The following is a 26624-nucleotide window of genomic DNA, read 5'->3' on the forward strand; positions in this document are numbered from 1 at the left end:
CTCATTATGGCTTATTTCTTGCAAAATATCTATAAAATACATAGCAGAGAGGCGATTTTTTGAAAAAAGTTATTGCGGTAGTGGGACCAACAGCTGTTGGTAAAAGTGCTTTAGGTTTAAAATTAGCACAAAAATTTAATGGTGAGATTATTTCTGGAGATTCAATGCAGATATATCGTGGTCTTGATATTGGTACTGCAAAGGATTCAAAAGAAGAATTGTCTCAGGTACCACACCACTTAGTTGATATCAGTGATGTTACTGATAGATACACAGTGAAGGATTTTCAAAGTAAGGCAATTCAGATTATCGATAATTTATCTCAGGAAAATAAGAATTCATTTGTCGTCGGTGGAACTGGATTTTATTTAAATTCATTAGTTGAAAATATGAATCTAGGTGGAGTTGCCGAGGGTAACGATGAGTTGCGTAAAGAATTACTTGATGTTGAAAATAAATCTGGCATCAATGGATTAATAGAGATTTTAAAAAATGAAGATCCACAATCTATGGAACTCATTGATCTTGCAAACCCTAGAAGGATTATCCGTGCGATTGAAATTCATCGAATTACTGGTGAATCCATGTCTAATCAAAGAGATGGTAATAAATGGGCAAAGTTTTATCTAATCGGATTAACCGATGATCGTGCTAAATTATACGATAGAATCAACAAAAGAGTAGATAAAATGGTTGATATGGGCTTATTAGACGAGGTGAGGCCGATTTATGACAATCGTGACCAAATACCGCAGGCTAAGAATGGAATTGGTTACAAGGAATTATTTCCTTATTTCGAGGGTGAGGCTGATTTGAAATCATGTCTTGAGGAAATTAAAAAAAATTCACGTCATTTTGCTAAAAGACAACTTACATATTTTCGTAATCAGATGGATGTTGATTGGTATAATATTAGTGATGAGCCTGATTACCAAAGTAAAATTGAGAGTAAGATTACTAATTTCTTAGGGGGATATGATGAGTAAGTGGAATGATGATTTTCCAGTTGAATTAAAAGAAGCAATCAAACAAGTTGATAACCGCATTGCGGGTAAGCTTTTGGATATAGATGATCAAGTTTTAGATAATCAAGACAAGGTTTTAAAAGCCTTTAGAAAAGAGAACATTGATGAGAGTAGCTTGTTAGGAACCACAGGCTATGGGGATGATGATCGTGGTCGTGATCAACTTGAAGCAGTTTATTCAGATGTTTTCCATACGGAATCAGCACTGGTACGACCACAGTTCGTTTCTGGCACGCATACTTTAGCAACAGCCTTGTTTGGAATGCTTCGACCAGGAGATAACTTATTATATGTTACTGGTAAACCATACGATACCATGCAAGAAGTGATTGGTATTGCGGGTAATAAACGTGGTTCACTGATTGATTATCAAATTAACTTTGATTATGTTGAAATGGATAATGATAGTGTTGACTTTGAAGCAATGAAAAAGAAAATTTTGGAGCAAGACCCCAAGGTCATAGCAATTCAGCGTTCACGTGGTTATTCAACTAGAAAAAGCTTAACAGTTGCCGAAATTGCAACAATTGTTAAAGAGATCAAGTCAGTTTCTAAAGATGCAATAATTTTTGTAGATAATTGTTATGGTGAATTTTCTGAGACTGTTGAGCCCACAGAAGTTGGGGTTGATATCATGGCTGGTTCATTAATAAAGAATGCTGGTGGTGGTTTGGCCAAAACCGGTGGGTATATAGTTGGTAGAAAGGATTTAGTAGAATTAGCGAGTTATCGTCTTACTGCACCTGGAATCGGTGGCGCAGAGGGTGCTACTGTTGATAGATTGGCAGAAATGTTCCAAGGTTTCTTCCTTGCACCAAGAGTTACCGGTAATGCCATAAAAGGCGCCATTTTTGAGGCAGCATTGTTTGCAAAGATGGGATTAGATGTCTCCCCAAAATGGAATGAAGACAGAACTGATCTAATTCAAACAATTAATTTTAATGATCCAGAAAAAATGGTTAAGTTTGCTAAATTAGTTCAAACTTATTCACCTATTGATTCAAACGTTTCTCCAGAACCAAGTGAAATGTCTGGTTATGAGGATCAAGTTGTAATGGCTGCAGGTACTTTTGTTTCTGGAGCCAGTGTTGAATTTTCAGCAGATGGACCAATGCGCCCACCATATATCATTTACATACAGGGTGGCTTAACATATGAACATGTTAAAATTGCTATATCTAATGCATGTAAAGAATTATTTTTTTAATAAAATCTGCTTGCTAAATAGAACATATGTTCGTATAATATTCTTGAGGTGATTTTATGCAAAGCGTGATTCTCAAAAACTTTATTGGTGAGTTCAATAAACGGTATGATAAAGATACATATAGGGATTTGGTTGTAGTGAATAACAGTTTGTTAGATCAGTCTTCAATTGTAATGCGAAGTTTTGATTTGACCTTAAAGACAACCATTGAGAAACAAATATTTGGTGTTTCACCAATGAATTCCAGCTTATTAACCGGTTTAGTTAAAGATGCTGAAAAAACTTTGCCAATTAATGATATCGGAATTCAATATCGTAGTGTATAATACTTAGAGTCTGCTAATGGCGGGGCTCTTTTTTATTTTAAAAGAGTATTGTTCAACTGAAAATAAAAAATTTAGTTTTTTTATTTTTTTCGTTGACAACTATATGTACTATTCCCTATAATAGTACGAGTGATGTCGCAGTGGCTCAGTTGGATAGAGCAACGGTCTTCTAAACCGTAGGTCGTGAGTTCGAATCTCACCTGCGACATAATAAGCATATGTGAACCATATGCAAAACATGAATAAAAAGGTCGGTAGATGTTGTTAACTCAGCATTCACTGACCTTTTTTGATATCTATATTATTTAAACGAAAAAAGGACAAAAAAAAAAGCCGCCTGCTGAGAACAGACGACTCGATGTTACATAGTGTATTTACGGGACCAATCCGTAAGTACACTTTAGTATACCATAGAAGAGATATCTGAAACGAATTACTTTAAATATATTTGGATTGGCTTATCTATTACCGAACAGCATGGTCTTATTTTCGTTTTGTAACTCAGATAAGATCTCTTTTTCATGAACCGTCAATTCTTGGCGCGTGCGTGGATGTAATAACGATTTGATGAATTCAATTAACTTCATAGTCGTAACCTCCAAAATTAAGTGTTTACGAAATAATTAGATTTTAATATCTGTTTAAACAGATATTAATTAATTGAATTATAACAAATGTGTTGTTATATACAAAAATATTGATTATACAAAAATAAATTGTAATTTATAACTATAAATTAGATTATATTCGTAAATTTATTTGCCTACTTATTTGCACTCATTTTGATTAAATGCACTACACAATATCCAGTATATTTAAAACATGAAAATTGTATTTAGAATTTGATTAAATTCAGTGTTTAGTGTACATATAGTCAATTCTTGTTATGAATAAAATATTAGTTTACAATGTTAGACAATATTAAAGAATCAATAATATTTATGGGCAAGGGATGATTGTGAATGAAGGAAGTTATTGAAACTACAACCGGAACATATCAGGGCTTTGAGAAAAATAAGCACGTAAATTTTTTAGGCATACCATTTGGATATGCTAAAAGATTTAAACGTGCCAAAAAATACGTTTCAAATGATTTGAAAAAGCTGAATTTTGCCATTCACACTGGAACTCAGCCTATGCAGGAAAGTGCATTAGAAAAATCAAATATTTTTTATAGTGAGAATTGTTTGAATCTAGATGTTTCTACTCCAAATATTGATGGTAAATATCCAATTGTTATCGAACTATTCGGTGGAGGATTTTTGCGTGGTGGTAATGCGACAAAAAATTTACCATGGTTAGACAAACAGCCAATCGTTCATGTTATGCCAAATTATCGTTTGGGATTATTTGGTTGGTCAGTAGTCGATGATGGAGATACTAACGTTGGATTATCTGATCAATTAATGAGCATACAATGGGTAATTGATAATGCCGCAAAAATCGGTGGAGACGTGAATAATATCAATTTGGTTGGACTATCAGCCGGTGCTAAATCTATTTCTGCTTTAATGGCGTCTAATTCAGACATATTAGATAATATTAAAAAAATAATATTATTTAGTGGTTCACTACAGACTATTAGAGATATGAAAACAGCTCAGAAGGTTACCAAAAGGATTTGTTCAGATAATAATATTTCAAATAGTCGAGAATTGTTCAATCTGACTGATGATGGATTATTAACAGTTCAAGTTAATTCTACAAAGGACCATATCCCAACTAATTGGTTTGGACCTGTTATAGATGGAGATTTAATTTCTGATAAGTGGCAGGATGTATTAATTGAAAGATTGAAGAAGACAGATTTTAAATCGTTAATTAGTGCTGGAATTAATGAACAGGCTTTATTAAGTCAGTATAATTTGGCTACTTTGAAAACTAAGATTTGTCAGGATTTGTTTGGTACAAATGCTGAGATATTGTTGGATCAATTACCTGCTTCAGGTAATCAAAAATCGGCCTTGGTCAAACTTATTGGAGAGGCTATGTATAGCTTCCCGGCATTCAGGACTGAAAAACTTCTTTCGGCTAATGGTGGGGATGTATATGGGAATTACTTCTCAGTATTTGATGGTCGCCATGGTGGAAATATTCAATATTTATCTGTTCCAAAAGGGGAGTTGAATATTGAATATCGAAAGAACCGTCAATTGTATGGTCAGTTAATTATGGATTTCTTATTAAGTAACAAGCCATATAACGATAAAATCAAGTTTGAGTGGCCGCTTTTTGATAAGAATCAATTAGTTATGCAGTTGGATTCAAATGATATAAGTAGTGTTTCGTTGATTGATCATGACTGGATCAAAGAATTTCCTTGGCAAACTTATAAATTATAAAAAGCTGTACTTGTGAAACCTTATGTATAGGCATTTTGAAAATATATGAAAAAAATAATATTGCAATGTTCGTGTTTTCATTTTACAATATACCCGTTGTGCTTAAAGTTTAAGTATTAGTTGATAATACTTAGGATTTTAGAGGTGGGGTACTTGAAAAGGGAGTATTCGTTTTTTATAACAGTTTCTTTTATAGTTATTGATTTAATCATATCTTTATTAACTAGATTTAATGTCGTTAGCACCTTTGTTGGAGTTACGACTGGAGTTTTGTTAATTGCTATATTAATTTTAATAACTAGAGTTTTTACCAAGTTGGATATGAAAAAGGGTAAAACTGCATTTTCATTTCTAGCGGCAGTCTTTGTATTATTGATTTTTGGTCCATTATTGTTGGTTTCTTCTGTGGCCGTTTAACAAATAAATATTATTTGGGATTGAGACTTATGCCGTCTCAATCCTTTTTTAGTATAATTAAAGATATATTTTGTGTGAGGTATCAAAAATGTCGAATAAAGTATGGAAAAGAACTATTTTGGGAACTACTTTCATCTTGATAAGTATTGCTTATACGTTTCTACTTGCCATCCATGGAAAAGCTAATGAGAATCTTATTTTTGAGGTTCAACACATCAATAGCTTGAAAAATATTTTTTCATCACCAACAAACTTTAACTATTGGGGGCACACAGGAAATCTCGTTAGCTTATTTTCACCGTGGTTAAGTTTAATTGTATTTTTACCACTGTTTCAGATAGGCAATACAGCAATTAGTTATCTATTGGCTTTTGGAATTGTTACGTTATTGACCTTGATCAGCTCGTATTATTTCGTTAATAAATTGTCCGACAATACGTTGCAGGCATTTGTTTTTGCGGTTATTTATACATTTTCGATAACTAGATTGAATTTAGTCTTTGATAATAACTTTTCAGATTATTTGTTGATGATATTTTTACCAATTCTTTTTTATGGATTATTCAGGATCATTGAAGGATTTAATGCAGATTGGCCACTATATGCACTTGGAGTTGCTCTTGTCGGTTTAACAAATCCGTGGATGATTCTTAGTGTATTTGTAATTTCTGTGATAATGATTATTTCCGCTGCCATATTTAAAGAGACACACAGCGTGAAATATTGGTTTGGAATATCAATTTCGATTCTGGAATCCTTTGTTGCGGTATTAATTTTAACGTTGGGATACACGCTTCCCCTAATTGAACATGGGTTTAGTCAATCTAGTGATTCTAAATCGTTTATACAAGTGAGCAAATTTAATTTTTCAAATTATTATGATGGATCACAAAATATATATTTAATTGTTGCTGCTATTACACTTGTGTTGTGTATGGTAATAATTTTTAGAGCTAAAAGTTATTTGATATATAAGACTGCAAGTATCGGCATTATTTTTTCTATGATTTTATCTTCAGATATTATCAATTGGAAAATTTTTGGATCTTTTGATCTAAGTAGGGTGACTTTTTATTTTTGGATAATTTATAGTGTCTTACTATGTTTAATGATTAGTTACCTGTTATCTGAAATGGTTGAAAATAAATCCTCATTATTTAAACTAGCCACATTAATTTTTACTGTGATTTTGAGTTGTACTATTTTTTATATGAATTTTCCTAAACAAAATGGTGATTTATTTAATACAAGAATAAAGTCTAATGAGTCAGTGACATTTCATTATTCTGAAAGAAATATGAAGCACAAAGATGATTTAAAAGATTTTTTGATCAATAAAAAACTCGAACGTGTTCAATACACAACTACATCTAATTTATTCGAATTCAGGTATTACAATCCAGCTACGGTAACAATTGATGTTCCAATACTGGCGTATAAAAACGCAAATGTACAAATAAATAATGAGAATGTAAAATTTAGAGAAACTAGTCGTGGGACTATTCAAATAAGAACTAAACCAGGTGCAAATATTGTTCAAATTAGTTACCAATACACTGTGATTTCAAGGATTGCAATGTTAATTAGTGTAATTGGATGGATACTAATTATGGTGCTTATTATTAACAAAGGTAAATGGTATATAGGAAAACTTAGTAATAATGGTTGAAAAATATTGTAATATTTGCTATATTTTATTAGTTGCAATCACTATTGCATCTACAACCGCTCAAAATTAGGTTAAAGCATTTGCACCTAACTGGCGAGTCTTAGAAAGGAGTGTACACACTATGTACGCAATTATTAAAACTGGTGGTAAGCAATATAAGGTTGAAGAAAATGACTCAATCTTTATTGAAAAACTTGATGTTGAAGAAGGGGACGCTGTTACATTTGACGATGTAATTCTTGTTTCTGACGGAGACAGTGTTAAAGTTGGAGATCCTGTAGTAAAGGGTGCTTCAGTTACAGGTAAAGTTGAAAAACAAGGTAAGGACAAGAAAGTTGTTACTTACAAATACAAACCTAAGAAGCATTCACATACTAAAACAGGTCACCGCCAACCATATACTAAGGTACTTATTGACAGTATCAAAGGTTAATTATGATTAAAGCGAGTTTTCACCAGAATGAAAAACAACAGATTGATTCATTCCTAATTAAAGGACATGCAGATTCAGGGCCTTACGGTCAGGATTTGGTTTGTGCGGCTGTTTCGGCAGTTACTATAGGAACAATCAACAATCTGGAGAAGCTTACTAAGGCCAGTCCTCAGGTTGTTCTTGATGAGGTCAACGGTGGCCATTTAGGCTGTCGTTTTGATAAAGAGGTATCTCACGATACAGCTTTGTTATTGGATAATTTATTTTATATTCTTAAGGATATTCAAGGTAGTTATCCAAAGAACATCATTGTTCAAACAAAAAATAATATAATAGATCTTGCTTAAGGAGGTAAATCTCATGCTTAAAATGAATTTACAATTTTTCTCTCACCACAAGGGTGGTGGATCAACTTCTAACGGCCGTGATTCAGCTGGTCGTAGATTAGGTGCAAAACGTGCTGATGGACAACCAGTTAGATCTGGTTCAATCATCTATAGACAACGTGGAACTAAGATTCATCCTGGTGAAAATGTTGGCCGTGGTGGTGACGATACTTTGTTCGCACTTAAAGATGGTGTTGTTAAGTTTGAAAGACTTGGCAAAGATAGAAAGAAAGTTTCTGTTTACTAATTCTTATATCTTACTTAAAAAGAGGACATTGTCCTCTTTTTTTTATATAATGAGCTAGAGATATTGCCATTAATAGTGAAATATTGGTAAGATAATAAGTAAAGTGTTTTTAATGTTTATCAATCGAGGAGAATAAAAATGTCAATTTCAGTAAATGATTTTAAAAACGGTTTGACAATCGAAGTTAAAGACGGAATATGGCGTGTTGTTGAATTTCAGCATGTTAAGCCAGGTAAGGGTAGTGCCTTTGTACGTTCAAAGTTAAAGAACTTGAGAACTGGTGCCGTTCAAGAAATGACTTTTAGATCAACTGCCAAAGTTGAAAAAGCTAATATTGAAAATAAAAAAATGCAATATTTATATGCTGATGGTACAAACCATGTATTTATGGATACAACTACATATGAACAACTTTCACTTCCCCAAGAAGAAATTAAAGAACAATTGAAATATTTGAAGGAAAACATGGAAGTTAGTGTATTGATGTATGGTGGTGAAACTATCGGTGTTGATTTACCTAATACTGTTGACTTGAAAGTTGCTTCAACTGAAGCATCAATTAAAGGTGATACACAATCAGGTGGATCAAAACCAGCTACTATGGAAACTGGTGTTGTTGTGCAAGTACCATTCTTCGTTAATGAAGGTGATATGCTAACAATTAATACACAAGATGGTACATATATTTCACGTGCTAACTAATTTTTGATTATGGAGATAAGTTTATGGCTGAACAAAAGTATGTTTCTCTACAACAAGATAGTGGAAAAGTAAAAGGTAATGTTGAAATCTCACATCAAGTTATTGAGATTCTCTTAGGCATCGCTACTAATCAAGTAGAGGGTGTTTATGAGATGCGCGGTACACTTTCCAATAGAATTGATTCTCTTTTTGGTAGAATCAACCATGGAAAAGGTGTCGATGTAGTTTTTGATGATGATAAGATTTCTGCAGATGTATTCGTATATTTAGAATACGGCGTATCAATTCCGAAAGTATCATTAGAAATACAAAAATCAGCCATTGAACAACTTGAATTCATGACGGATTTGGCTTTGAAAGAAATTAACGTGCATGTTGTAGGTTTAATCGCTAAGAAGGAATCTGGCGAGTTAGAACGTGTAACAACGGATAAAAAGGAATAATACTAGTGAGTATAAATAGACATAATATTAGAGAACTTGCCGTTCAAACACTTTTTTCCATTGAGACTACAAAAGATGATCCAGACACAGCTATTGCGTCAGTAATGGAGCTTTCCGACTTAGAGAACCAAGAGGTGCCTGATTATTTAAAGTTTTTAGTTTCGGGATCAATTGAAAAGCAAGATGAATTAGATAAAGAAATATCTAAGTATTTGAAGAATAAATGGACTGTTGGACGTCTTTCAAGAATTGACCGTGTAGTTTTGAGGGTCAGTCTGTTTGAAATGCAAAATAGTCTGGAAGTACCAAAAAAGGTTGCAATCGACGAGGCAATTGAACTTGCCGGTGATTACGGCGATAAAGATTCAAAGGCTTTCATAAATGGAATTTTATCTAACTTTGTTGAAGGGTAAAGGCTGGTCTTTTTGGACCAGTCTTTTTATATGGTGAATTATAAATGAAATTATTAGATGGAAAAAAGGTAGCTAGTGCATTAGACGAATCAATGGGTAAACGTGTTGAAGAATTAAAAGAACAAGGTATTACACCAGGATTAGCCGTTATACTAGTAGGTAGTAATAGCGCTAGTTCTGTATACGTTAGAAATAAGAAACGCCGTGCGGAAAAATTAGGCTTTGATTTTCAACTGATTCATTATGAAGATACCGTCACAGAAACAGAGATTTTAAATAAAATTGATGAATTAAATAATGATGATTCTATAGATGGATTTATAGTACAATTACCATTACCAGATCAAATTGATGAGGATAAGATTATCCAAGCAATTGATCCTAAAAAAGATGTTGATGGATTCTCTCCTATTAATGTTGGTAATTTATGGATTGGGGACTCTACTATTAAACCAGCAACTGCTGATGGAATTATAAAGATGTTAGATTATTATGACGTGAAACTTAAAGGTAAAAATGCAGTTGTAATCGGTAGAAGTAATATTGTCGGTAAACCTGTGGCAGCATTATTACTGGAACGTAATGCGACTGTTACTATTTCACATATATTCACTAAGAATTTACCTGAAATTGCAAGCAGAGCGGACGTTTTAGTCGTGGCAATTGGTGACCCCAAATTTATTAAGGCTAACTATATTAAAGAGGGAGCTGTTGTGGTTGATGTTGGAATGAATCACGATGAAAATGGCAAACTATGTGGAGATGTAGACTTTGATGATGTATTGGATAAGGTAAGTATGATATCACCAGTACCAGGTGGTGTTGGTCCGATGACGATTACTTCATTGATGGATATGACGATTGTATTAGCTGAAGAAAGAGCAAAAAAAGTAAATGGATCAAAATGATAATTCACAATATTTAACGATAACGGCATTGACACAATATTTAAAAAGAAAATTTGATGTGGATCCATATTTGGGACACGTCTATTTGATGGGAGAAATTTCCAACTTTCGTCCACGTCCTAATTCTCATCAATATTTTTCATTGAAAGATAATAAAGCCAAAATTTCTGCAATTATGTTTAAGTCAGCATTCAGTAAAGTGAAATTTGTACCTGAGGAAGGTATGAAGGTACTTGTTCGTGGCAGAATCTCATTGTATGAAACAAGTGGTACTTATCAGATATATGTTGAGTCGATGGAACCAGATGGCCTTGGAGCGTTATATTTGGCACTGGAGCAATTGAAGAAAAAACTTGCTAAACAAGGTGTATTTGATTTACCTAAAAAAGAAATTTCTAAATTTCCTAAAAGGATTGCAGTAGTTACTAGCCAATCAGGTGCTGTTATACATGATATTATGACCACTGTAAAAAGACGGTATCCAATTACACAACTAGTCTTATTTCCAGCTCAGGTGCAAGGTAGTGAAGCAGCAACTACAATTGTTAAACAAATAAAACGAATTAATGAAATCGGTAATTTTGATACAATTATTATTGGCCGTGGTGGTGGATCAATTGAAGATTTGTGGCCATTTAACGAAGAAATAGTTGCGCAAGCAATAGTTTCCAGTAATATACCTATAATTTCCTCAGTTGGTCATGAAACAGATACCACGATTGCTGACATGGTGGCTGATTTACGTGCAGCAACACCAACAGCAGCAGCTGAATTGGCAACCCCTGTTTTACGTGATGTATTGGCTCATCTACAAGATTTGAATTTAAGAATGTTTAATGCAGAAAATAAAATCATTCAAAATTATCGTGATCAAGTAAATAATTATGCACAAAATGTTTTCTTACAACACCCTGAGCGAATCTATGAAGTTTATTTACAAAAAGTAGACAGTCTTTCAAGACAATTGAGACAAGCATTTCAGGATATAATTTATAGTAATAAGCAGTTGTTGTATGATAATGAAAATCGTCTTGTTAAGAGTTCTCCTCGCGATAAACTACATTATTATGATACGGTAGTAAATAATTTGAACCAGGAAATGTTGACATCAATTAGACGATTGATCAATTCTAAAAAAAATAGTTTTGGAAGTACTATCTCGGCGCTAGATTCTTTAAGTCCGTTAAAAACTTTGAGCCGTGGATATGCCATTCCAACTAATAAAGATAATAAAATACTAAAGACTGCCAAGGACTACAATATCAATGCTGAAGTTGATTTAAGGGTTGTTGACGGAACCATTACTTTAGTTACTAAAGATATAAGTGAGGATAATAATGGCGGAAAATAAAAAAACTTTTGAAGATAACTTAGCGGATCTAGAAGCAATCGTAACTAATCTTGAGGCTGGCGATGTACCTTTGGAAGAAGCAATGGAGAAATTTAAAAAGGGTGTTGTTTTAAGTAAAAGTCTTGAGAAAACATTGAGTAATGCAGAAAATACAGTTACAAAAATAATGCAGACAAATGGCGATGAAAAAGACATGCCCGATGATTCAACAGAGGATAAGGAATAGTTATGGAAATAAAGAAATTTACAGAATTTCATGAAGCAATATTACCTGAATTCAATGAATTTTTGATAAATAAATTAACTATGGAAATTAAGCAGCCTACTTTACGTGATGCGATGATCTATTCAGTTAATGCTGGTGGTAAGAGAGTCAGACCGATATTGATGTTAGCGGTGATTTATTCTTGTGGCGTAAAGAAAGAAGACTTACCTAAATATTTTGATATTGCGGGTGCCATAGAGCTAATTCATACCTATTCTTTAATTCACGACGATCTTCCTGAAATGGATAATGATGATTATCGACGAGGCAAACTTTCAAATCATAAGAAATTTGGAACTGGCCCAGCTGTTTTAGCTGGGGATGGCTTGTTGACACAGGCGTTTTATTGGATTGCAAAGTCTGATTTAGATACAAGTAAACGAATGGCAGCCGTTAGGATTCTATCTCACAATGCTGGTCCCATGGGAATGGTTGCTGGTCAGATGACTGATATAACCAAAGAAGACAAAAAGTTATCTGAAAATGAGTTAACAGAGTTGCATCGTCAGAAAACTGCAGATTTAATTGTTGCTGCGATAACGATTGGCGCTTTTTGCGCTGATCATAGTTTGTCGAAGAATTTAGTGGATTATGCAAATAAAATTGGCTTAGCATTTCAAGTCAAAGATGATTTGGATGATTATGGTAGTCTGGAAGATGCTGATAAAAATACCTTCCCTAACTTAATTGGAAAAGAAGCCACTGAAGATAGGCTTAATAATCTAGTTAAGGATGCTTTGAATGCAGTGTTAAAAGAAGAAAAGTTTGATAAGAATTTGATGGTAAGCTTTTTAGATTATTTCAAAAATTAGTTTTAAAACAAGATTGGGTGAAAAAGATTGGCAAAAAAAAGGGTAGATGTATTATTAGTTGAGCAAAATTTATTTGAATCACGTGAACAAGCAAAACGTTCAATTATGGCGGGAGAAGTTTATAATCAGGATAATTTAAGATACGATAAACCTGGTGAAAAAATCGATCCTGACACCATTCTTCATGTTGTTCAAGGTGCACATAGTAAATATGTTAGTCGAGGTGGATACAAGTTAGAAAAGGCAGTTGAGTCTTTTAATATCGACCTTGATAATAAGATTTGTTTAGATATAGGATCATCAACTGGTGGATTTACTGATGTAGCATTACAAAATGGTGCTAAATTAGTCTACGCATTGGATGTTGGCTATAATCAACTGGCTTGGAAAATGCGCAGTGATGAACGTGTCGTTGTAATGGAGAGGGTAAATTTTCGTTACAGTAAACCTGAAGATTTCCATGATGGATTACCTGAATTTGCTATGACTGATGTTTCCTTTATTTCTTTGGAATTAATTTTGCCACCAATGTTTAATATCATTCTTCCTGGTTCTGAAGCAGCTTGTCTGATTAAGCCACAGTTTGAGGCTGGACCTGAAAATGTCGGAAAGCACGGAATTGTTCGTGATCATAAAGTTCATAAAATGGTGCTTGAAAAAATCCTTAATTTTGCCAAGGAAACTGGATTTATAGTTAAAGGATTGGATTTTTCACCTATTAAGGGTGGAGAAGGAAATATTGAATTTCTAATGCATATTCAAAAGCCAGAAGAAGAAGATCAACCCGGCAAAATTTTAGACACAGTTTCAATTAGTGATACTATGGATGCTGCTTATTCAAGTTTGAATAAATAGGTGAATAAAAATGCTGAAAGAATTAATAATTAATAATTTTGCTATTATTAGTGAGTTACAAATTGATTTTAAAAATGGAATGACTGCCTTGACTGGTGAAACTGGTGCAGGTAAGTCTATTATTATTGATGCTTTAGGTTTATTAGTTGGTAGTCGTTCGTCTGTTGATTTCATACGCACGGGTAAAGACAATTTAAAGGTGCAAGGATTATTTGAAGTTAATTCAAGTAGTCCTGTTTTTGCTCTAATGGATAAATTTGGAATCAGTCATTCTGACAAATCTATTATTGTCAAACGTGAAATAAATCGTAAAGGTAGAAACGTCTGTCGATTAAATGATGAGTTAGTTAACACCAATACCCTGAAAGAAATTGGTAAGTATCTAGTTGAAATACATGGTCAAAACCAACAGCAAGAATTATTGGATGAAGATAATCATATTGATATTCTAGACAGATATGCTGATGAAAATTTAGAAAAATCTTTAAGTGAGTATCGAAGCATTTTTGATGATTACCAAAGTAAAAAAGCTAGATTACGTGCAATTCAAAAGAATTCACAGAATCTAGCTCAAAGAATCGATATGTTAAAATTCCAAATCGAGGAAATTGATAGTGCCCAACTGAAAAAAGGTGAAGATGATGTACTTGAAGAAGAGAAAAATCATTTGTCTAATTTTGAAAAAATAAGTACAGCTTTGCAGGAAAGTTATCAAATATTATCAGAGAGTGGTATAGGTGTTGTAGACACATTAGGAAATGTGCGTGAGCAACTTGATGATATTAGTGAATACGACAAGGTTTATAAAGAACTTTATGATTCTATTAGTGGAGCCTACTATCAAGTTCAAGATGATATGTCGACTATTTCTGATCAACTTGATGGATTGGATTACGATGAGCAAAGGCTTGATGAAATTCAAAAAAGACTAGTCACGTTGGATAATTTAAAGAAGAAATATGGTCCATCACTGGATGAAGTTATTAAATTTGGGATTGACGCACATGATGAACTATCAAAGATAGATATAGATGATTCGACGGAAGATAAATTAGAACAAGATATCCAAAATGACTTAAGTAAATTAATGAGTCTAGGTAAGCAATTGTCTGAACAACGTCATCAAGTGGCCACAACATTGGAGAAATCTATTAATTCTCAACTTAAAGAATTGTATATGAAAAATGCGCGTTTTGATGTTGGTTTCAAGATATTGAGTGAAGATGCGATTACTAATAAGGGAATTGACCAAATTAGATTTAATTTAAAAACTAACGTTGGTGAAGATTTCAAACCATTGGCAAAAGTTGCATCTGGTGGTGAATTATCTCGTGTTATTTTAGCTTTTGAAGCAATAATAGCTGAGAAAATGAATGTGGAAACTATAATTTTTGATGAAATAGACACTGGGGTGAGTGGCCGCGTGGCTCAAGCCATTGGTGATAAGATATATAAAGTGGCTCAAGCGGTTCAAGTTTTGTGCATTACACATCTACCACAGGTAGCTGCGATGAGTGATCGACAATTTCAGATAGAAAAAAAGACCATCAGTAATAAAACTCAAACTTCAGTTTCATTACTTGATGATCATGAACGAATCGATGCTATTTCATTGATGTTAGCCGGTACAAAGGTCACGGATTTAACAAAGGAACATGCGCAAGAACTTCTTGAACTTGCTCAAGGAGAACAGAAGAGATTAGACTAAATTGATCGATCTAATTTGGTTTAATTCGACTATTTTATAGAAGGAAGAATTGATTTTAAGGACGTATTTATTTTCGTTAATGCATCTAATCAACTTGCCTTCAAACTGTTCATCGTTTACCATAGTAACAATAATAAAATATTGTTTTTGAAAACTTTGTTTAGCAAAAATATTAAGTTGCTTATGAGGCATTTGTTTTAAAGTATTGCTATAGACATTGTTGGTAATGTTACCTAGTTTGAAATCAAAGTTATTGTCGATAAAGGTTGCCGTGTTACTGATAATTGTTTGTGCCAGTGTGTTGTTGAGATGTGATTGTTTTACTTGCATTTTTAAGAGCCCCCGAACGCTTGTTTGTGTCTTCATTATACGAACCCCTGTTCGTTTTAGCAACCATATTTTAATTTTTCTTAACTATTTTTTTGTTGAACAAGCTCAAAGCCTTGAAAACACAATGAATTTATTGCATGATAGATAACATAATAATTAGATAAGTAGGGATAGTTAAATGTCAACTAGGGGAATGTTAATCGTATTATCAGGTCCATCCGGAGTGGGAAAAGGAACTGTTAGAAAAGCAATGCTAAAGAAATCATCAATTAGATTTGATTACTCGGTTTCGATGACCACTCGAAATATGCGACCTGGTGAAGAAGACGGGGTTGATTATTATTTCCGAACAAATGAAGAATTTGAGGATGAGATTGCTAATGGTGGTATGCTTGAGTATGCCAAATACGTTGACCATTATTATGGAACACCATTAAAGTATGTTAATGAAAAGTTAGACAAGGGTATTGATGTCTTACTTGAAATAGAAGTTAATGGAGCAATGCAAGTGCGTGATAAGATGCCTGATGGGGTGTTTATTTTCTTAACACCACCAGATCTTCCTAGTTTACGTCGTCGAATTACTCACCGCGGAACAGATGATGTTAAAACAATTGATAAACGTATGGAGCAGGCAAAAAAAGAAATAGAAATGATGTCAAACTATGACTACGCCGTAGTTAATGATAAAATACCTAATGCAGTCAAAAAAATTGAAGGTATAATTAGAAGTGAACACTTAAGAGTGCCACGTGTAATTGACAAATACAAAAAAATAATAGGAGAATGATAATATGATTATTTATCCATCAATCGATAAGTTATTAGACAGAGTAGATTCACGTTACTCACTTGCCGTTCTAGCAGCTAAAAGAGCTCATGAATTGGAAAATGGAGACATTGAATTATTGAGCAAGTATGAATCACCAAGAACCATCGGTAAAGCATTCGAAGAAATTGCTGATGATAAAATTGAAATCGATCCTAAATCAATCCTTCTTGAAAAAGAAGCTGAAAAGATTGAAGAAGAAAAAAAAGAAGAAGACTAGGTCAAATATTTCCTTCACTGATTGTCGAAAGATGATGGTGGAGGTTTTTTTATTATTAAAAGGTGGTGTGAGAAACTATGTCAGTTGCTGAAGTTGTGGTAGATGTACCAACAATGCAAACAAATCGACCGTTTGAATATGCAATTCCTAATAGCTTAGAAGATGTTGTTGTACCAGGTATGCGTGTAGAGGTCTTTTTTGGACGAGGTAAGAGAAAAGTTCAAGGATTTGTAATGAAAATTAATGAAACAAGTAGTTTTTCCGGTAAATTAAAACCAATTAATCGTGTAATTGATTTGCGTCCGGTTTTAACACCAGAAATGTTGAAGTTATCTTCTTGGTTGGCAGATGAGACATATTCATTTGAGATTTCTTGTTTACAAACTATGCTTCCTAGCGTGATGAGAGCTAAATATAAGCAATTTATCGAACCAGTTGAAGAATTTGTTGATGATCAAGAAGTTATATCGTTACTTGATGGGAATCCATCTTTGGAAATAACTCCACAAATGTCAGATGAAAAATTACAATTGATAAATCATCTTAGACGTCAAAATAAAATTAAGATTGAGTACGTAGTTGAGAATCAAGCTAGGCAGTTGAAACGTCAGGCTATTACAACTGAACTTAATACGATTCAATTACATGAACAAAAGAATAATCTTCGTAGTAATGCAAAAGCACAATTTAAACTTATTAACTTCTTAATTGATAACTTGGACAAGTTACCTATTGAAATGGGAGAAGTTGAAGGTATTTCTAGAGCTACAATCAAAACGGCTGAGAAAAATGGTCTTTTAAAGATTGTAGAGGTCACGAAGCGAAGAAAACCAATTGAAATCACGCCTGAACAAACGACCAAACTAAATTTAACTGAAGAACAAAAAAGTGCTGTTGATCAGATAAATGATTCAATTGATAATTCAAAATCAGATACATTTTTAATCGAGGGTGTAACTGGTAGTGGTAAAACCGAAGTTTATTTACAGTCAATTGAACGTGCTCTCAAGCAAGGGCACTCGGCATTGATGTTAGTTCCAGAAATATCATTAACTCCACAAATGGTTAATAGAGTTACAGGGAGATTTGGAGATAAGGTTGCGGTATTACATAGCGGATTATCAAATGGAGAGCGTTATGATGAATGGACCAGAATTGAAAATGGCGAGGCACAAGTAGTAGTCGGCGCCAGAAGTGCAGTGTTTGCTCCACTAAAGGATATTGGCTTGATTATCATAGATGAGGAACATGAAGCTAGTTATAAACAAGATGATAATCCACGCTATCATGCTAGAAACGTTGCTTTATGGAGAGCCAAACAACATAAATGCCCTGTAGTACTAGGTAGTGCTACGCCTAGTCTTGAGTCACGTGCGCGTGCACAAAAAGGTGTGTATCATCTTATTTATATGAAAAAAAGAGTTAACGAACATCCACTGCCACATGTACAGATCATTGATATGCGGGATGCAGAAAATTCTGCAGTAAAGGGTGATATATCACCTCTATTACAAGACAATTTGTATCGTGCAATTAAGCGTGGGGAACAGGCAATTGTTCTGCTCAATCGTAGAGGATACTCGTCTTTTATGATGTGTCGTGAATGTGGATTCACGTTGAAGTGTCCAAATTGTGATGTTTCGTTGACTTATCATAAAGATTTGGCGAAGATGAAATGTCATTATTGCGGACATGACGAACCAGTTCCTAGTATCTGTCCAAATTGTAAAAGTAAAAAAATTGGCTTTTATGGAACTGGTACACAAAATATTGAGCATCAATTAAATGAAATTTTGCCTCAAGCTAGAGTTTTAAGAATGGATGTAGATACAACACATAAAAAAGGAAGTCATGCTAAAATTATTAAAGCGTTTGGTGATCATAAAGCTGATATTTTGTTAGGTACTCAGATGATTGCTAAGGGTTTGGATTTTCCAAATGTTACACTAGTTGGTGTAATTAATGCAGATACGACATTGAGTATCGCCGACTATCGTGCAAGTGAGCGAACTTTTCAACTACTAACACAAGTAAGTGGGCGTGCAGGACGTGCGGATAAAGAGGGTCATGTTATTATTCAGACCTTTAATCCGGATCATTATGCAATTAAAGATGCTTCTAAACAAGATTATGAAAACTTTTATAAACAAGAAATGTATTTACGTCATCAATCCAATTACACACCATATTATTTCACCACTCTAATTAGTGTGGCACATAAGGATGAGGGGCAGGCTTTAAAACAAGGTTATTGGTTGAAACGTCAATTACAAGAGGCGTTATCTGATCATGCAATTCTTTTAGGACCAACTCCTACGATGATTTCTCGTAAACAAAACAAATATTATTACCAAGTTATTGTAAAATATAAACATGAGCCAAAACTTCACCAAAAATTATTGGATATTTTGAATGATACGCAGGCGGATACTAAAAAGGGATTTACTATTGCAATTGATAATGAACCACAACATATTGACTAAGTGAGGGAAAATAATAAATGACAAATGTTATATTTTTGGGGACACCCGAATTTGCAGCAACAGTTCTAAAAGGATTATTAAAAGAACAATACAACGTTGTTGCTGTTGTTACACAACCTGATAAACCAGTTGGAAGAAAGCAAAAGCTTCAAAAGAGCCCAGTAAAGTTAATTGCTGAAGATGAGAATATCAAGTTGTTTCAACCAGTGAAGCTTTCTGGCAGTGAAGAGTTAGAACAGTTGAAGAATATTCATGCTGATTTAATTATTACGGCAGCATATGGACAATTTTTGCCAACTGTATTTTTGAAGTCAGCAAAAGTAGCTGCAATCAATGTACATGGTTCATTATTGCCTAAGTACCGTGGTGGTGCTCCTATTCAATATTCACTATTAAATGGGGATAAAGAAACCGGTGTATCCATTATGTATATGGTCAAGGCAATGGACGCAGGGGATATTATCAGTCAAGAGAAATTACCTATTGAAGATAGTGATGATAATGGATCATTGTTTGAAAAACTTGCAATAGTCGGTAGAGAATTATTATTGGATACAATTCCAAATATTTTGTCTGGTGATATCAATCCAATTAAACAAGACGAAAGCAAAGTGGTTTTTTCACCAACTATTTCTAAAGAACAAGAAGAGTTGGATTTTAGTCAAAGTGCTAAACAAATTTTTGATCAGATTCGTGCTTTGAGTCCTGATCCAGGTGCCTTTGCAATTTTTAATGAACAAAGAACTAAGTTTTATGGTAGTGAGGTCGTTGATATTGTGACTGATCAAGCTGCTGGTACTGTTTTTGAAGTGGGTAAGAAGAAGTTAGTAATAGTAACTGGAGACAAAAAGGGTTTATCAATCAAAAAAATTCAACCAGCTGGTAAAAAAGTAATGGACATTGCCAGTTACATGAACGGACTCGGAAATAATTTAGAAAAAGGACAAAGAGTGGTTAAAATAAATGAATAATAATTTGCGTGCACTTGCAGTAGAGGCTTTAACTAGAGTTTTAAAAAATAAAGCTTATTCCAATATTGAGATAAATAATATTTTGAAGAATTCAGACTTATCAGATGCTGATTCTAGACTAATGACAAACATTGTTTATGGAGTTCTTCAACATAAACTTACTTTGGAATATCAATTACAGCCATATACTACAGGTAAGAACTTGGATTACTGGGTAAAAGCGTTATTAATGTCAGCTATATATCAGATGCAATATTTGGATAAGATACCTGATCATGCTGTTTTAAATGAATCTGTTGAAATTGCTAAGTATAATGGTAATCAAGGCTTGGGTAATTTGGTAACTGCTGTATTGAGAAATTATCAACGACACGGTGCCCGTCCAATACCTAAGGATGATTCTGTTAAATCATTAAGTATTAAATTTAGTACACCAGAATGGTTAGTAGATTTGTTAATTGAACAACAAGGTTTAAAGAAGACTAAAACAGTACTTGAAACAATAAATCAACCATCACATATTTCTATTCGTGTAAATACAAAAAAAATTACTCCTGAAGAATTAATTGAGAAATTATCCGACAAGGGATTTGAGATGAAGAACAGTCTGATCTCTCCAGTTGGTTTAACTTGTCACAGTGGTAATTTAGTTGATACTGAAGAATTTAGAGATGGATTGTTTACAATTCAAGATGAAAGTTCAATGCTAGTTGCTCCAGCAATGGATATAAAACCAGATAGTTCAGTGCTTGATACTTGTGCCGCACCTGGTGGTAAAACAACACATATTGCTAGTTATTTAACAACTGGTTCTGTTATGGCATTAGATATTCATAAGCCAAAGACAAGATTAATTCGTGAAAATGGGCAAAGATTGGGTTACGGAGATATAATACAAACAAGAGCTTTAGATGCTAGAAAAGCTCAAGATGAATTTGAATCTGAATTTGATCGTATTTTAGTTGATGCACCATGTTCTGGATTAGGATTGATGCGTCGTAAACCAGAATTAAAGTATTTCAGGGAACCAGAAGATTTGATGAATCTTCAAAGAATCCAACTCCAAATTTTGGATAGTATTACAGGTTTATTAAAGATTGGTGGACAACTTGTATTTAGTGCATGTACATTTGATGCAGAAGAAAATGAAGATGTTGTTATGAAATTTTTGAATGCACACGATAATTATGAGTTAGTTCCTGTTAAACATGAAAAATCTCTAGATAAAAACGTGAATGACGGTGTCTTGAAGTTGTTGCCAAGCGATTACTTTACAGATGGATTTTTTGTAGCCGCATTTAGACGAAAAAAATAATGAGGTAAGGTTTAGGAATATGGACTATGCGCTATTAACTGATGTAGGAAAATTACGAGAGAATAATCAAGATTATGTGAATGTTTTCAAGAATAAAAAAGGAATCGTTTTTGGTATTGTTGCTGATGGTATGGGTGGACATCGTGGTGGTGATGTCGCTTCTGATATGGCAGTTTCTCATTTAGGGCATAACTTTGAAGAATCAGAAATTGATGATTTGGATAGTTTGCGTGAATGGACGATCAAAGAAATCAGTAAAGAAAACGATAGAATTGTTTCTGTTTCAAATCAATTTGATGACTTAAATGGGATGGGAACAACCATGGTTGGTGTTTTCTTCGTTGAAGAAACAATGATGGTTGTCAACGTTGGTGATTCTAGATGTTATGTATTTCATGATGATGAGTTTGATCAACTTAGCGTTGACCACTCGCTGGTTCATGAATTACTCGAAACTGGACAGATCAGTCCTGAAGAGGCCAAAAATCATCCTCAGAAGAATATTATTACGCAAACACTAGGTGTCTCCCAGACTGTACAACCCAGAATAAAGAATTTTGATGTGATTGATGATTCTATTATTTTGTTATGTACGGATGGATTAACTAACATGGTTTCAGACGAAGAAATAAAAGAAGTTCTTTCTCAAAAAATTGGTCTTGAGTCTAAGTGTCGTGTTTTGATTGACAAGGCTAATAAGGCCGGTGGTAGAGATAATATCACGGCTCTACTTTTTGCCTCCAAGAATGGGGGTCAAAAGTAGATGGACAAAGGTTACCTAGTTGGTGGTCGATATGAGATTCTAGGTACTCTTGGTGAAGGTGGCATGGCTAATGTTTATTTAGCTAATGACACAAAACTGAATCGTAAAGTTGCAGTAAAAGCTTTAAGATATGATCTTCAAGATGATGAATCTGTCAAAAGGAGATTTGGACGTGAAGCCAAGGCTACTAGCGGTCTCTCTAATCCGAATATTGTTAACGTTTTAGACGTTGGCACTGATAATGGGATTCAATATATTGTAATTGAGTATGTTGATGGCCCTAACTTAAAAAAATATATTAAGACACATTTTCCGATTGCATATCATGAAGTAGTCGACATAATGGAACAGATTTGTTTGGCTGTGGCTGATGCACATGACCATGGAATAATTCACCGTGATTTGAAACCAGAGAATATTTTGGTTGATACTTCAAAACAGCCTATACAAGTCAAAGTTTCTGACTTTGGTATTGCGTTGGCGTTAAGTGATAGATCGATTACGAGAACTAATTCTTTATTGGGTTCTGTTCACTATATGTCACCAGAACAAATTAGAGGTAAATCTGCCACAGTTTTATCTGATATTTATGCACTTGGAATTATCTTGTTTGAATTATTGACTCAGCATGTACCCTTTACCGGAGATACGGCTGTGTCAGTCGCTTTAAAGCATTCTAAAGAAGATATACCAGACCTTAAGACAATTGACCCAAATATTCCACAGCCTCTTGAGAACGCTGTTTTGAGGGCCACAGCTAAGGATCCGGATCAGAGATATCAATCTGTTCGTGAAATGTGCGAAGACTTGGATACTTGTTTATTGCCAGAACGTGCTAATGAACCAAAGTTTATTCCTATACCACTAGATGATTTAGGAGAAACCAAAGTTATTGGTGAGGCTCCACTGGTTGATGATGAGGATAAGGAAGCACCAACGAAAAAGAGAAATAAGAAAAAAAGAAAAATCATTTTACTATCATTGATTCCAATAGCTTTAGTTTTGCTATTAATTTTTATGATTGTTAAGGGTAACGAAGAAACAAGTGTGCCAGATCTTCGAAATTTAACGATCAAACAAGCAGACGTCATGTTAAAGGGCTCAAACCTAAACGTTGGTAATATTTCTAAGGAAAATAATGACGATGTAGAAGCCGGTCATGTTATTAAATCAATTCCTGCTAAAAGTTTGAAACTCAAGAATGGTGCTAAGGTTAGCTTGGTCGTTAGTCTGGGTGCTACTTACTACAAGATGCCAAATGTTGTTGGTAAGGATTATGATGATGTTTCTGACAATTTAAGGAAGCGTGGTTTTAAGGTAAAAGTTAAATATAAATCAAGCAGTAAATATGAGTCTGGGGTCATTATTTCTCAAAGTATTAAAGCCGGTAAAAAAGTAGTAACCAAAAATAAATCTTTAACATTAACACTAGCGAAGACACCAACAGTCAAACAAAAAGTCGTTAAGGTTAGAGATTTATCAGGATATAATTTAAAGAGTATCCAAGATTATGCAAGTGAGATAGGTGCAACTTTGCGTGTTACATATGATTATTCTGATACTATTGAAGATGGAGTAATGATAAGTCAAAGTCCTGAACCAGACAGCGTAATCAATAAGGGGGATACTTTGTCGGTTGTTATTTCTAAGGGAAAAGAAACTGAAACTAGTGATGACGATACTGATAAATCAGATAGCGATAATGATTCAGATTCTTCGGCATCAACTGCCACTAAGACAGTGTCTAAAGACGTTACAATTCCCTTTGATTCTAGCGACAGTAGCAATACGATAACTATTTATCTTGGAGATGCTACACACAGTATAAACACCGTTTATAAGTCAATGAGCATTTCACAAGACACAGCACAAACTTTGGTATTTAATTTAAAGAGTGGGCAAAACGGAAGTTATAACATCGAACGTGATGGTAAAACAGTATTGTCTGGCTCAGTAAGTGGGTAAAATGGAAAGTAAAGGCAGAATCATAAAATCAATTAGTGGATTCTATGATGTATTAGATGAAAAGAGTCATGAATTAGTACGTACTAGGGCTCGTGGCAATTTTCGAAAACGCGGTATTAAACCGATCGTTGGTGACTTTGCTGAATATGATGCTAGTGGAGATTTAGGATATCTATTGGAGATATTACCTAGAGAAAATAGTTTGGTTCGTCCACCAATAGCCAATGTTGATCAGGCAATCGTCGTAACTTCCGCAGTTGAACCTAAATTTTCTAGTAATTTGTTAGATAAGATATTGGTCAACATTGAACATAATGGTATAAAGCCACTAATCTATTTAACAAAAACTGATTTACTTTCAGATGATAGTTATCGGGAATTAAAAAATACTTTGTCAGGATACAATGAAGCAGGATATGTAGTATTTGATGAAGTTGATAGTTATAGTACAAGCCAAATTGATAGATTAGAAAGTCACTTTGCTGATAAAGTTACAGTATTTACAGGTCAATCAGGTGCTGGTAAATCTACATTGTTAAACCATATTAATCCTGATCTAAAATTAGCCACGGCAGCCATTTCTCAAACTTTGAATCGTGGTAAACATACTACAAGACAAGTTTCACTGTTCGAGATCGCAGATGGATTAGTCGCTGATACACCTGGTTTTTCTTCTTTGGAATTAATTGATATCGATAAGGAAGAATTACCTACCTTATTTCCAGAATTTGTTAAATATAGTCCAGAATGCCAATTTCGAGGATGTCATCATGTAAATGAACCTGGTTGCAAGGTCAAAGAAATGCTTGCTTCTGGCAAAATAATGCAAAGTCGATACGATAATTACCTTTATTTTTTAAATGAAATTAATTCGTACAAAAAAAGATATTAGGAGAGTGGTTATATGACAACGAAAAAAATTGCACCATCAATTCTTTCAGCTGACATCATGAATTTGGAACGTGATGTAAAAATTGCAGAGCAAGGTGGAGCTGATTTATTCCATATTGATATTATGGATGGTCACTTTGTTCCCAATATGTCTTTTAGTCCAAGTGTTGTTGCAGGGATGAGACGTGTCACTGATAAGCCATTGGACATTCATTTGATGATGGATAATCCTGATGATTATATTAAGGCATTTGTTGAAGCTGGAGCTGACACGATTTTAGTCCATGCTGAAAGCACAAAGCATATTTATCGCTCAATAGACCTTGTTAAGAGTTTGGGTGCTAGAGCTGGTGTTGTTGTTAACCCTGGTACTCCTCTTGAAGAAGTTAAGGAATTATTCCCAGTTATTGATCAAATATTGGTTATGACTGTTAATCCAGGATTTGGTGGTCAAAAGTTTATTCCAGGAATGACAAAAAAGATCCAAAGATTGGATCAATTACGTCAAACATCTGCAGATGATGATTTTGAAATTGAAGTAGATGGTGGAATCAACGATGAAACTATCGTTCAATGTGCTAAGGCTGGTGCAGATATTTTTGTTGCCGGATCATACTTGTATAACGGACAAGATGGATTTAAGGATCGTGTCGATACACTTAAAAAGCTCGTGGAAGACTAAATATGAAGCGAGTGAATATTTTGTTAGGTGGGCCAAAGAGCGAATATCCTGATGAACTTTCAAAAAGTATTAAGGGTATTCCAGGACCTTGGATCGGTGCCGATCGTGGCAGTCTTTATTTAATTGCTCATGGTATATTGCCCGAACTTGCAATTGGTGATTTTGATTCAATTAACAAGAAAGAACAAAAACTTCTTAGAGACAACGTGCATGACTTCCAGAAATTTCCACCAGAAAAAGATGATACAGATTCTCAGCTTTGTATTTTGGCAGCAAAAGAAAAATTTGAAGCTGAGGAATATTATATTTATGGTGCAACTGGGGGAAGAATAGATCACTTCTTGGTCAATCTATTTTTGCCATATGATCAAAGGTTCCTGAGTTTTTACGATAAATTATATTTCAAGTCATCGACTAATACGATTAGATTTTTTAGGCCTGGTAGATATACTATTTACCATGAAGAAAGTATGAAATATGTTGGATTTGTTAATTTAGGACCTGTAACACATTTGAATATTTTGGATGCTAAGTATAAACTTAACGATTTCACAGCTATGCGACCTGTTAGTTTCGCTAGCAATGAATTTGTTAAGGATACAATTAATTTTGGATTTGAAAGTGGGATCGTTGCAGTTATTCAGTCTAAGGATTCAAAGTAGAGTT

At 34.0% G+C, this 26624-nt stretch carries 30 protein-coding genes, 1 tRNA gene and 1 other annotated feature; of the genes, 29 read left to right on the plus strand and 2 right to left on the minus strand.

Translation table 11 applies throughout. The annotated features are described in order from the left end of the window. The first annotated feature begins 59 nt into the window (after positions 1-59). The 4 genes from miaA (at position 60) to BTM29_RS08390 (ending at position 2766) form a co-directional block, all read left to right on the plus strand. Positions 60-986, plus strand: coding sequence for a tRNA (adenosine(37)-N6)-dimethylallyltransferase MiaA (gene miaA, locus BTM29_RS08375; RefSeq protein ID WP_076616051.1), 927 nt, complete (start codon positions 60-62; stop codon positions 984-986). Further along, on the plus strand, positions 979-2232 hold the full coding sequence (locus tag BTM29_RS08380; RefSeq protein ID WP_076616054.1) for a methionine gamma-lyase family protein: 1254 nt from the start codon (positions 979-981) through the stop codon (positions 2230-2232). The genes miaA and BTM29_RS08380 overlap by 8 nt, the downstream gene beginning before the upstream one ends. Positions 2233-2288: 56 nt before the next feature. Then, the gene (locus tag BTM29_RS08385; RefSeq protein WP_076616057.1) at positions 2289-2558 is read left to right on the plus strand and encodes a hypothetical protein; all 270 of its coding nucleotides are present in this window, start codon (positions 2289-2291) and stop codon (positions 2556-2558) included. A gap of 134 nt (positions 2559-2692) precedes the next feature. Beyond that, positions 2693-2766: transfer RNA gene (locus BTM29_RS08390), tRNA-Arg, on the plus strand. Between the two features lie 250 nt (positions 2767-3016). Here the strand turns inward: BTM29_RS08390 and BTM29_RS13085 are convergent. After that, positions 3017-3145, minus strand: coding sequence for a hypothetical protein (locus tag BTM29_RS13085; RefSeq protein WP_257787686.1), 129 nt, complete (start codon positions 3143-3145; stop codon positions 3017-3019). 375 nt (positions 3146-3520) lie between these two features. Between BTM29_RS13085 and BTM29_RS08395 the strand changes: the two genes are divergently transcribed. From BTM29_RS08395 to recN, 15 genes are all read left to right on the plus strand, one after another. After that, positions 3521-4900 carry a carboxylesterase family protein gene (locus tag BTM29_RS08395; RefSeq protein WP_076616060.1) on the plus strand — a complete coding sequence of 460 codons (1380 nt, stop codon included), beginning with the start codon at positions 3521-3523 and terminating at the stop codon, positions 4898-4900. Positions 4901-5053: 153 nt separating this feature from the next. Continuing rightward, positions 5054-5317: a hypothetical protein gene (locus BTM29_RS08400; protein ID WP_076616063.1), complete on the plus strand. Its 264-nt coding sequence runs from the start codon at positions 5054-5056 to the stop codon at positions 5315-5317. A gap of 88 nt (positions 5318-5405) precedes the next feature. Then, a complete protein-coding gene (locus tag BTM29_RS08405; RefSeq protein ID WP_076616066.1) occupies positions 5406-6986 on the plus strand; it encodes a glycosyltransferase family protein in 1581 nt (526 codons plus the stop codon). Positions 6987-7030: 44 nt separating this feature from the next. Then, positions 7031-7097 (plus strand) — a sequence feature (ribosomal protein L21 leader region). 10 nt (positions 7098-7107) lie between these two features. Further along, positions 7108-7419 carry a 50S ribosomal protein L21 gene (gene rplU / locus BTM29_RS08410; RefSeq protein ID WP_076616069.1) on the plus strand — a complete coding sequence of 104 codons (312 nt, stop codon included), beginning with the start codon at positions 7108-7110 and terminating at the stop codon, positions 7417-7419. Between the two features lie 2 nt (positions 7420-7421). Further along, positions 7422-7766 carry a ribosomal-processing cysteine protease Prp gene (locus BTM29_RS08415; protein ID WP_076616072.1) on the plus strand — a complete coding sequence of 115 codons (345 nt, stop codon included), beginning with the start codon at positions 7422-7424 and terminating at the stop codon, positions 7764-7766. 13 nt (positions 7767-7779) lie between these two features. Further along, complete coding sequence (gene rpmA / locus BTM29_RS08420) at positions 7780-8052, plus strand: 50S ribosomal protein L27 (protein ID WP_076616075.1); 273 nt, start codon at positions 7780-7782, stop codon at positions 8050-8052. A 138-nt stretch (positions 8053-8190) separates the two neighbouring features. After that, a complete protein-coding gene (gene efp, locus BTM29_RS08425; protein WP_076616078.1) occupies positions 8191-8754 on the plus strand; it encodes an elongation factor P in 564 nt (187 codons plus the stop codon). A gap of 23 nt (positions 8755-8777) precedes the next feature. After that, positions 8778-9197, plus strand: coding sequence for an Asp23/Gls24 family envelope stress response protein (locus BTM29_RS08430; RefSeq protein WP_076616081.1), 420 nt, complete (start codon positions 8778-8780; stop codon positions 9195-9197). 5 nt (positions 9198-9202) lie between these two features. Beyond that, the gene (nusB, locus tag BTM29_RS08435; RefSeq protein WP_225972192.1) at positions 9203-9610 is read left to right on the plus strand and encodes a transcription antitermination factor NusB; all 408 of its coding nucleotides are present in this window, start codon (positions 9203-9205) and stop codon (positions 9608-9610) included. 44 nt (positions 9611-9654) lie between these two features. Continuing rightward, positions 9655-10518, plus strand: coding sequence for a bifunctional 5,10-methylenetetrahydrofolate dehydrogenase/5,10-methenyltetrahydrofolate cyclohydrolase (locus tag BTM29_RS08440; protein ID WP_076616084.1), 864 nt, complete (start codon positions 9655-9657; stop codon positions 10516-10518). Beyond that, the gene (gene xseA / locus BTM29_RS08445; protein WP_076616087.1) at positions 10505-11869 is read left to right on the plus strand and encodes an exodeoxyribonuclease VII large subunit; all 1365 of its coding nucleotides are present in this window, start codon (positions 10505-10507) and stop codon (positions 11867-11869) included. Before BTM29_RS08440 ends, xseA begins: the two co-directional genes overlap by 14 nt. Further along, positions 11856-12095, plus strand: coding sequence for an exodeoxyribonuclease VII small subunit (locus tag BTM29_RS08450; RefSeq protein WP_076616089.1), 240 nt, complete (start codon positions 11856-11858; stop codon positions 12093-12095). Before xseA ends, BTM29_RS08450 begins: the two co-directional genes overlap by 14 nt. A gap of 2 nt (positions 12096-12097) precedes the next feature. Beyond that, complete coding sequence (locus tag BTM29_RS08455; RefSeq protein WP_083685963.1) at positions 12098-12946, plus strand: polyprenyl synthetase family protein; 849 nt, start codon at positions 12098-12100, stop codon at positions 12944-12946. A 27-nt stretch (positions 12947-12973) separates the two neighbouring features. Next, a complete protein-coding gene (locus BTM29_RS08460) occupies positions 12974-13801 on the plus strand; it encodes a TlyA family RNA methyltransferase (protein WP_076616091.1) in 828 nt (275 codons plus the stop codon). Positions 13802-13811: 10 nt separating this feature from the next. Further along, positions 13812-15509 (plus strand): DNA repair protein RecN, encoded by a 1698-nt coding sequence (gene recN, locus BTM29_RS08465; protein ID WP_076616094.1) that lies wholly within the window; start codon positions 13812-13814, stop codon positions 15507-15509. On the opposite strand, the gene BTM29_RS08470 is transcribed toward recN, so the two are convergent. Next, complete coding sequence (locus BTM29_RS08470) at positions 15501-15839, minus strand: hypothetical protein (RefSeq protein WP_125673039.1); 339 nt, start codon at positions 15837-15839, stop codon at positions 15501-15503. The genes recN and BTM29_RS08470 overlap by 9 nt on opposite strands. Before the next feature lie 178 nt (positions 15840-16017). Here BTM29_RS08470 and gmk point away from each other — a divergent pair, with 178 nt between their 5' ends. The 10 genes from gmk (at position 16018) to BTM29_RS08520 (ending at position 26620) form a co-directional block, all read left to right on the plus strand. Continuing rightward, on the plus strand, positions 16018-16629 hold the full coding sequence (gmk, locus tag BTM29_RS08475; protein ID WP_076616099.1) for a guanylate kinase: 612 nt from the start codon (positions 16018-16020) through the stop codon (positions 16627-16629). A 4-nt stretch (positions 16630-16633) separates the two neighbouring features. Next, positions 16634-16888 carry a DNA-directed RNA polymerase subunit omega gene (rpoZ, locus tag BTM29_RS08480; RefSeq protein ID WP_076616101.1) on the plus strand — a complete coding sequence of 85 codons (255 nt, stop codon included), beginning with the start codon at positions 16634-16636 and terminating at the stop codon, positions 16886-16888. Between the two features lie 77 nt (positions 16889-16965). After that, positions 16966-19371: a primosomal protein N' gene (priA, locus tag BTM29_RS08485; protein ID WP_076616103.1), complete on the plus strand. Its 2406-nt coding sequence runs from the start codon at positions 16966-16968 to the stop codon at positions 19369-19371. Positions 19372-19388: 17 nt separating this feature from the next. After that, the gene (fmt, locus tag BTM29_RS08490) at positions 19389-20342 is read left to right on the plus strand and encodes a methionyl-tRNA formyltransferase (protein WP_076616106.1); all 954 of its coding nucleotides are present in this window, start codon (positions 19389-19391) and stop codon (positions 20340-20342) included. Continuing rightward, positions 20335-21657: a 16S rRNA (cytosine(967)-C(5))-methyltransferase RsmB gene (gene rsmB / locus BTM29_RS08495; RefSeq protein WP_076616109.1), complete on the plus strand. Its 1323-nt coding sequence runs from the start codon at positions 20335-20337 to the stop codon at positions 21655-21657. The genes fmt and rsmB overlap by 8 nt, the downstream gene beginning before the upstream one ends. Before the next feature lie 19 nt (positions 21658-21676). Further along, positions 21677-22420 carry a Stp1/IreP family PP2C-type Ser/Thr phosphatase gene (locus BTM29_RS08500; protein WP_076616112.1) on the plus strand — a complete coding sequence of 248 codons (744 nt, stop codon included), beginning with the start codon at positions 21677-21679 and terminating at the stop codon, positions 22418-22420. Continuing rightward, positions 22421-24385 (plus strand): Stk1 family PASTA domain-containing Ser/Thr kinase, encoded by a 1965-nt coding sequence (gene pknB, locus BTM29_RS08505; protein WP_076616114.1) that lies wholly within the window; start codon positions 22421-22423, stop codon positions 24383-24385. A gap of 1 nt (position 24386) precedes the next feature. After that, a complete protein-coding gene (gene rsgA, locus BTM29_RS08510) occupies positions 24387-25277 on the plus strand; it encodes a ribosome small subunit-dependent GTPase A (RefSeq protein WP_076616117.1) in 891 nt (296 codons plus the stop codon). 12 nt (positions 25278-25289) lie between these two features. Further along, entirely contained in the window at positions 25290-25958 is a 669-nt protein-coding gene (rpe, locus tag BTM29_RS08515) for a ribulose-phosphate 3-epimerase (RefSeq protein ID WP_076616120.1), read from the plus strand. 2 nt (positions 25959-25960) lie between these two features. Beyond that, positions 25961-26620 (plus strand): thiamine diphosphokinase, encoded by a 660-nt coding sequence (locus tag BTM29_RS08520; protein ID WP_076616123.1) that lies wholly within the window; start codon positions 25961-25963, stop codon positions 26618-26620. Positions 26621-26624 lie beyond the last annotated feature (4 nt).

Source organism: Companilactobacillus allii, assembly GCF_001971585.1.
In the GTDB taxonomy this organism is placed as follows: Bacteria; Bacillota; Bacilli; order Lactobacillales; family Lactobacillaceae; genus Companilactobacillus; species Companilactobacillus allii.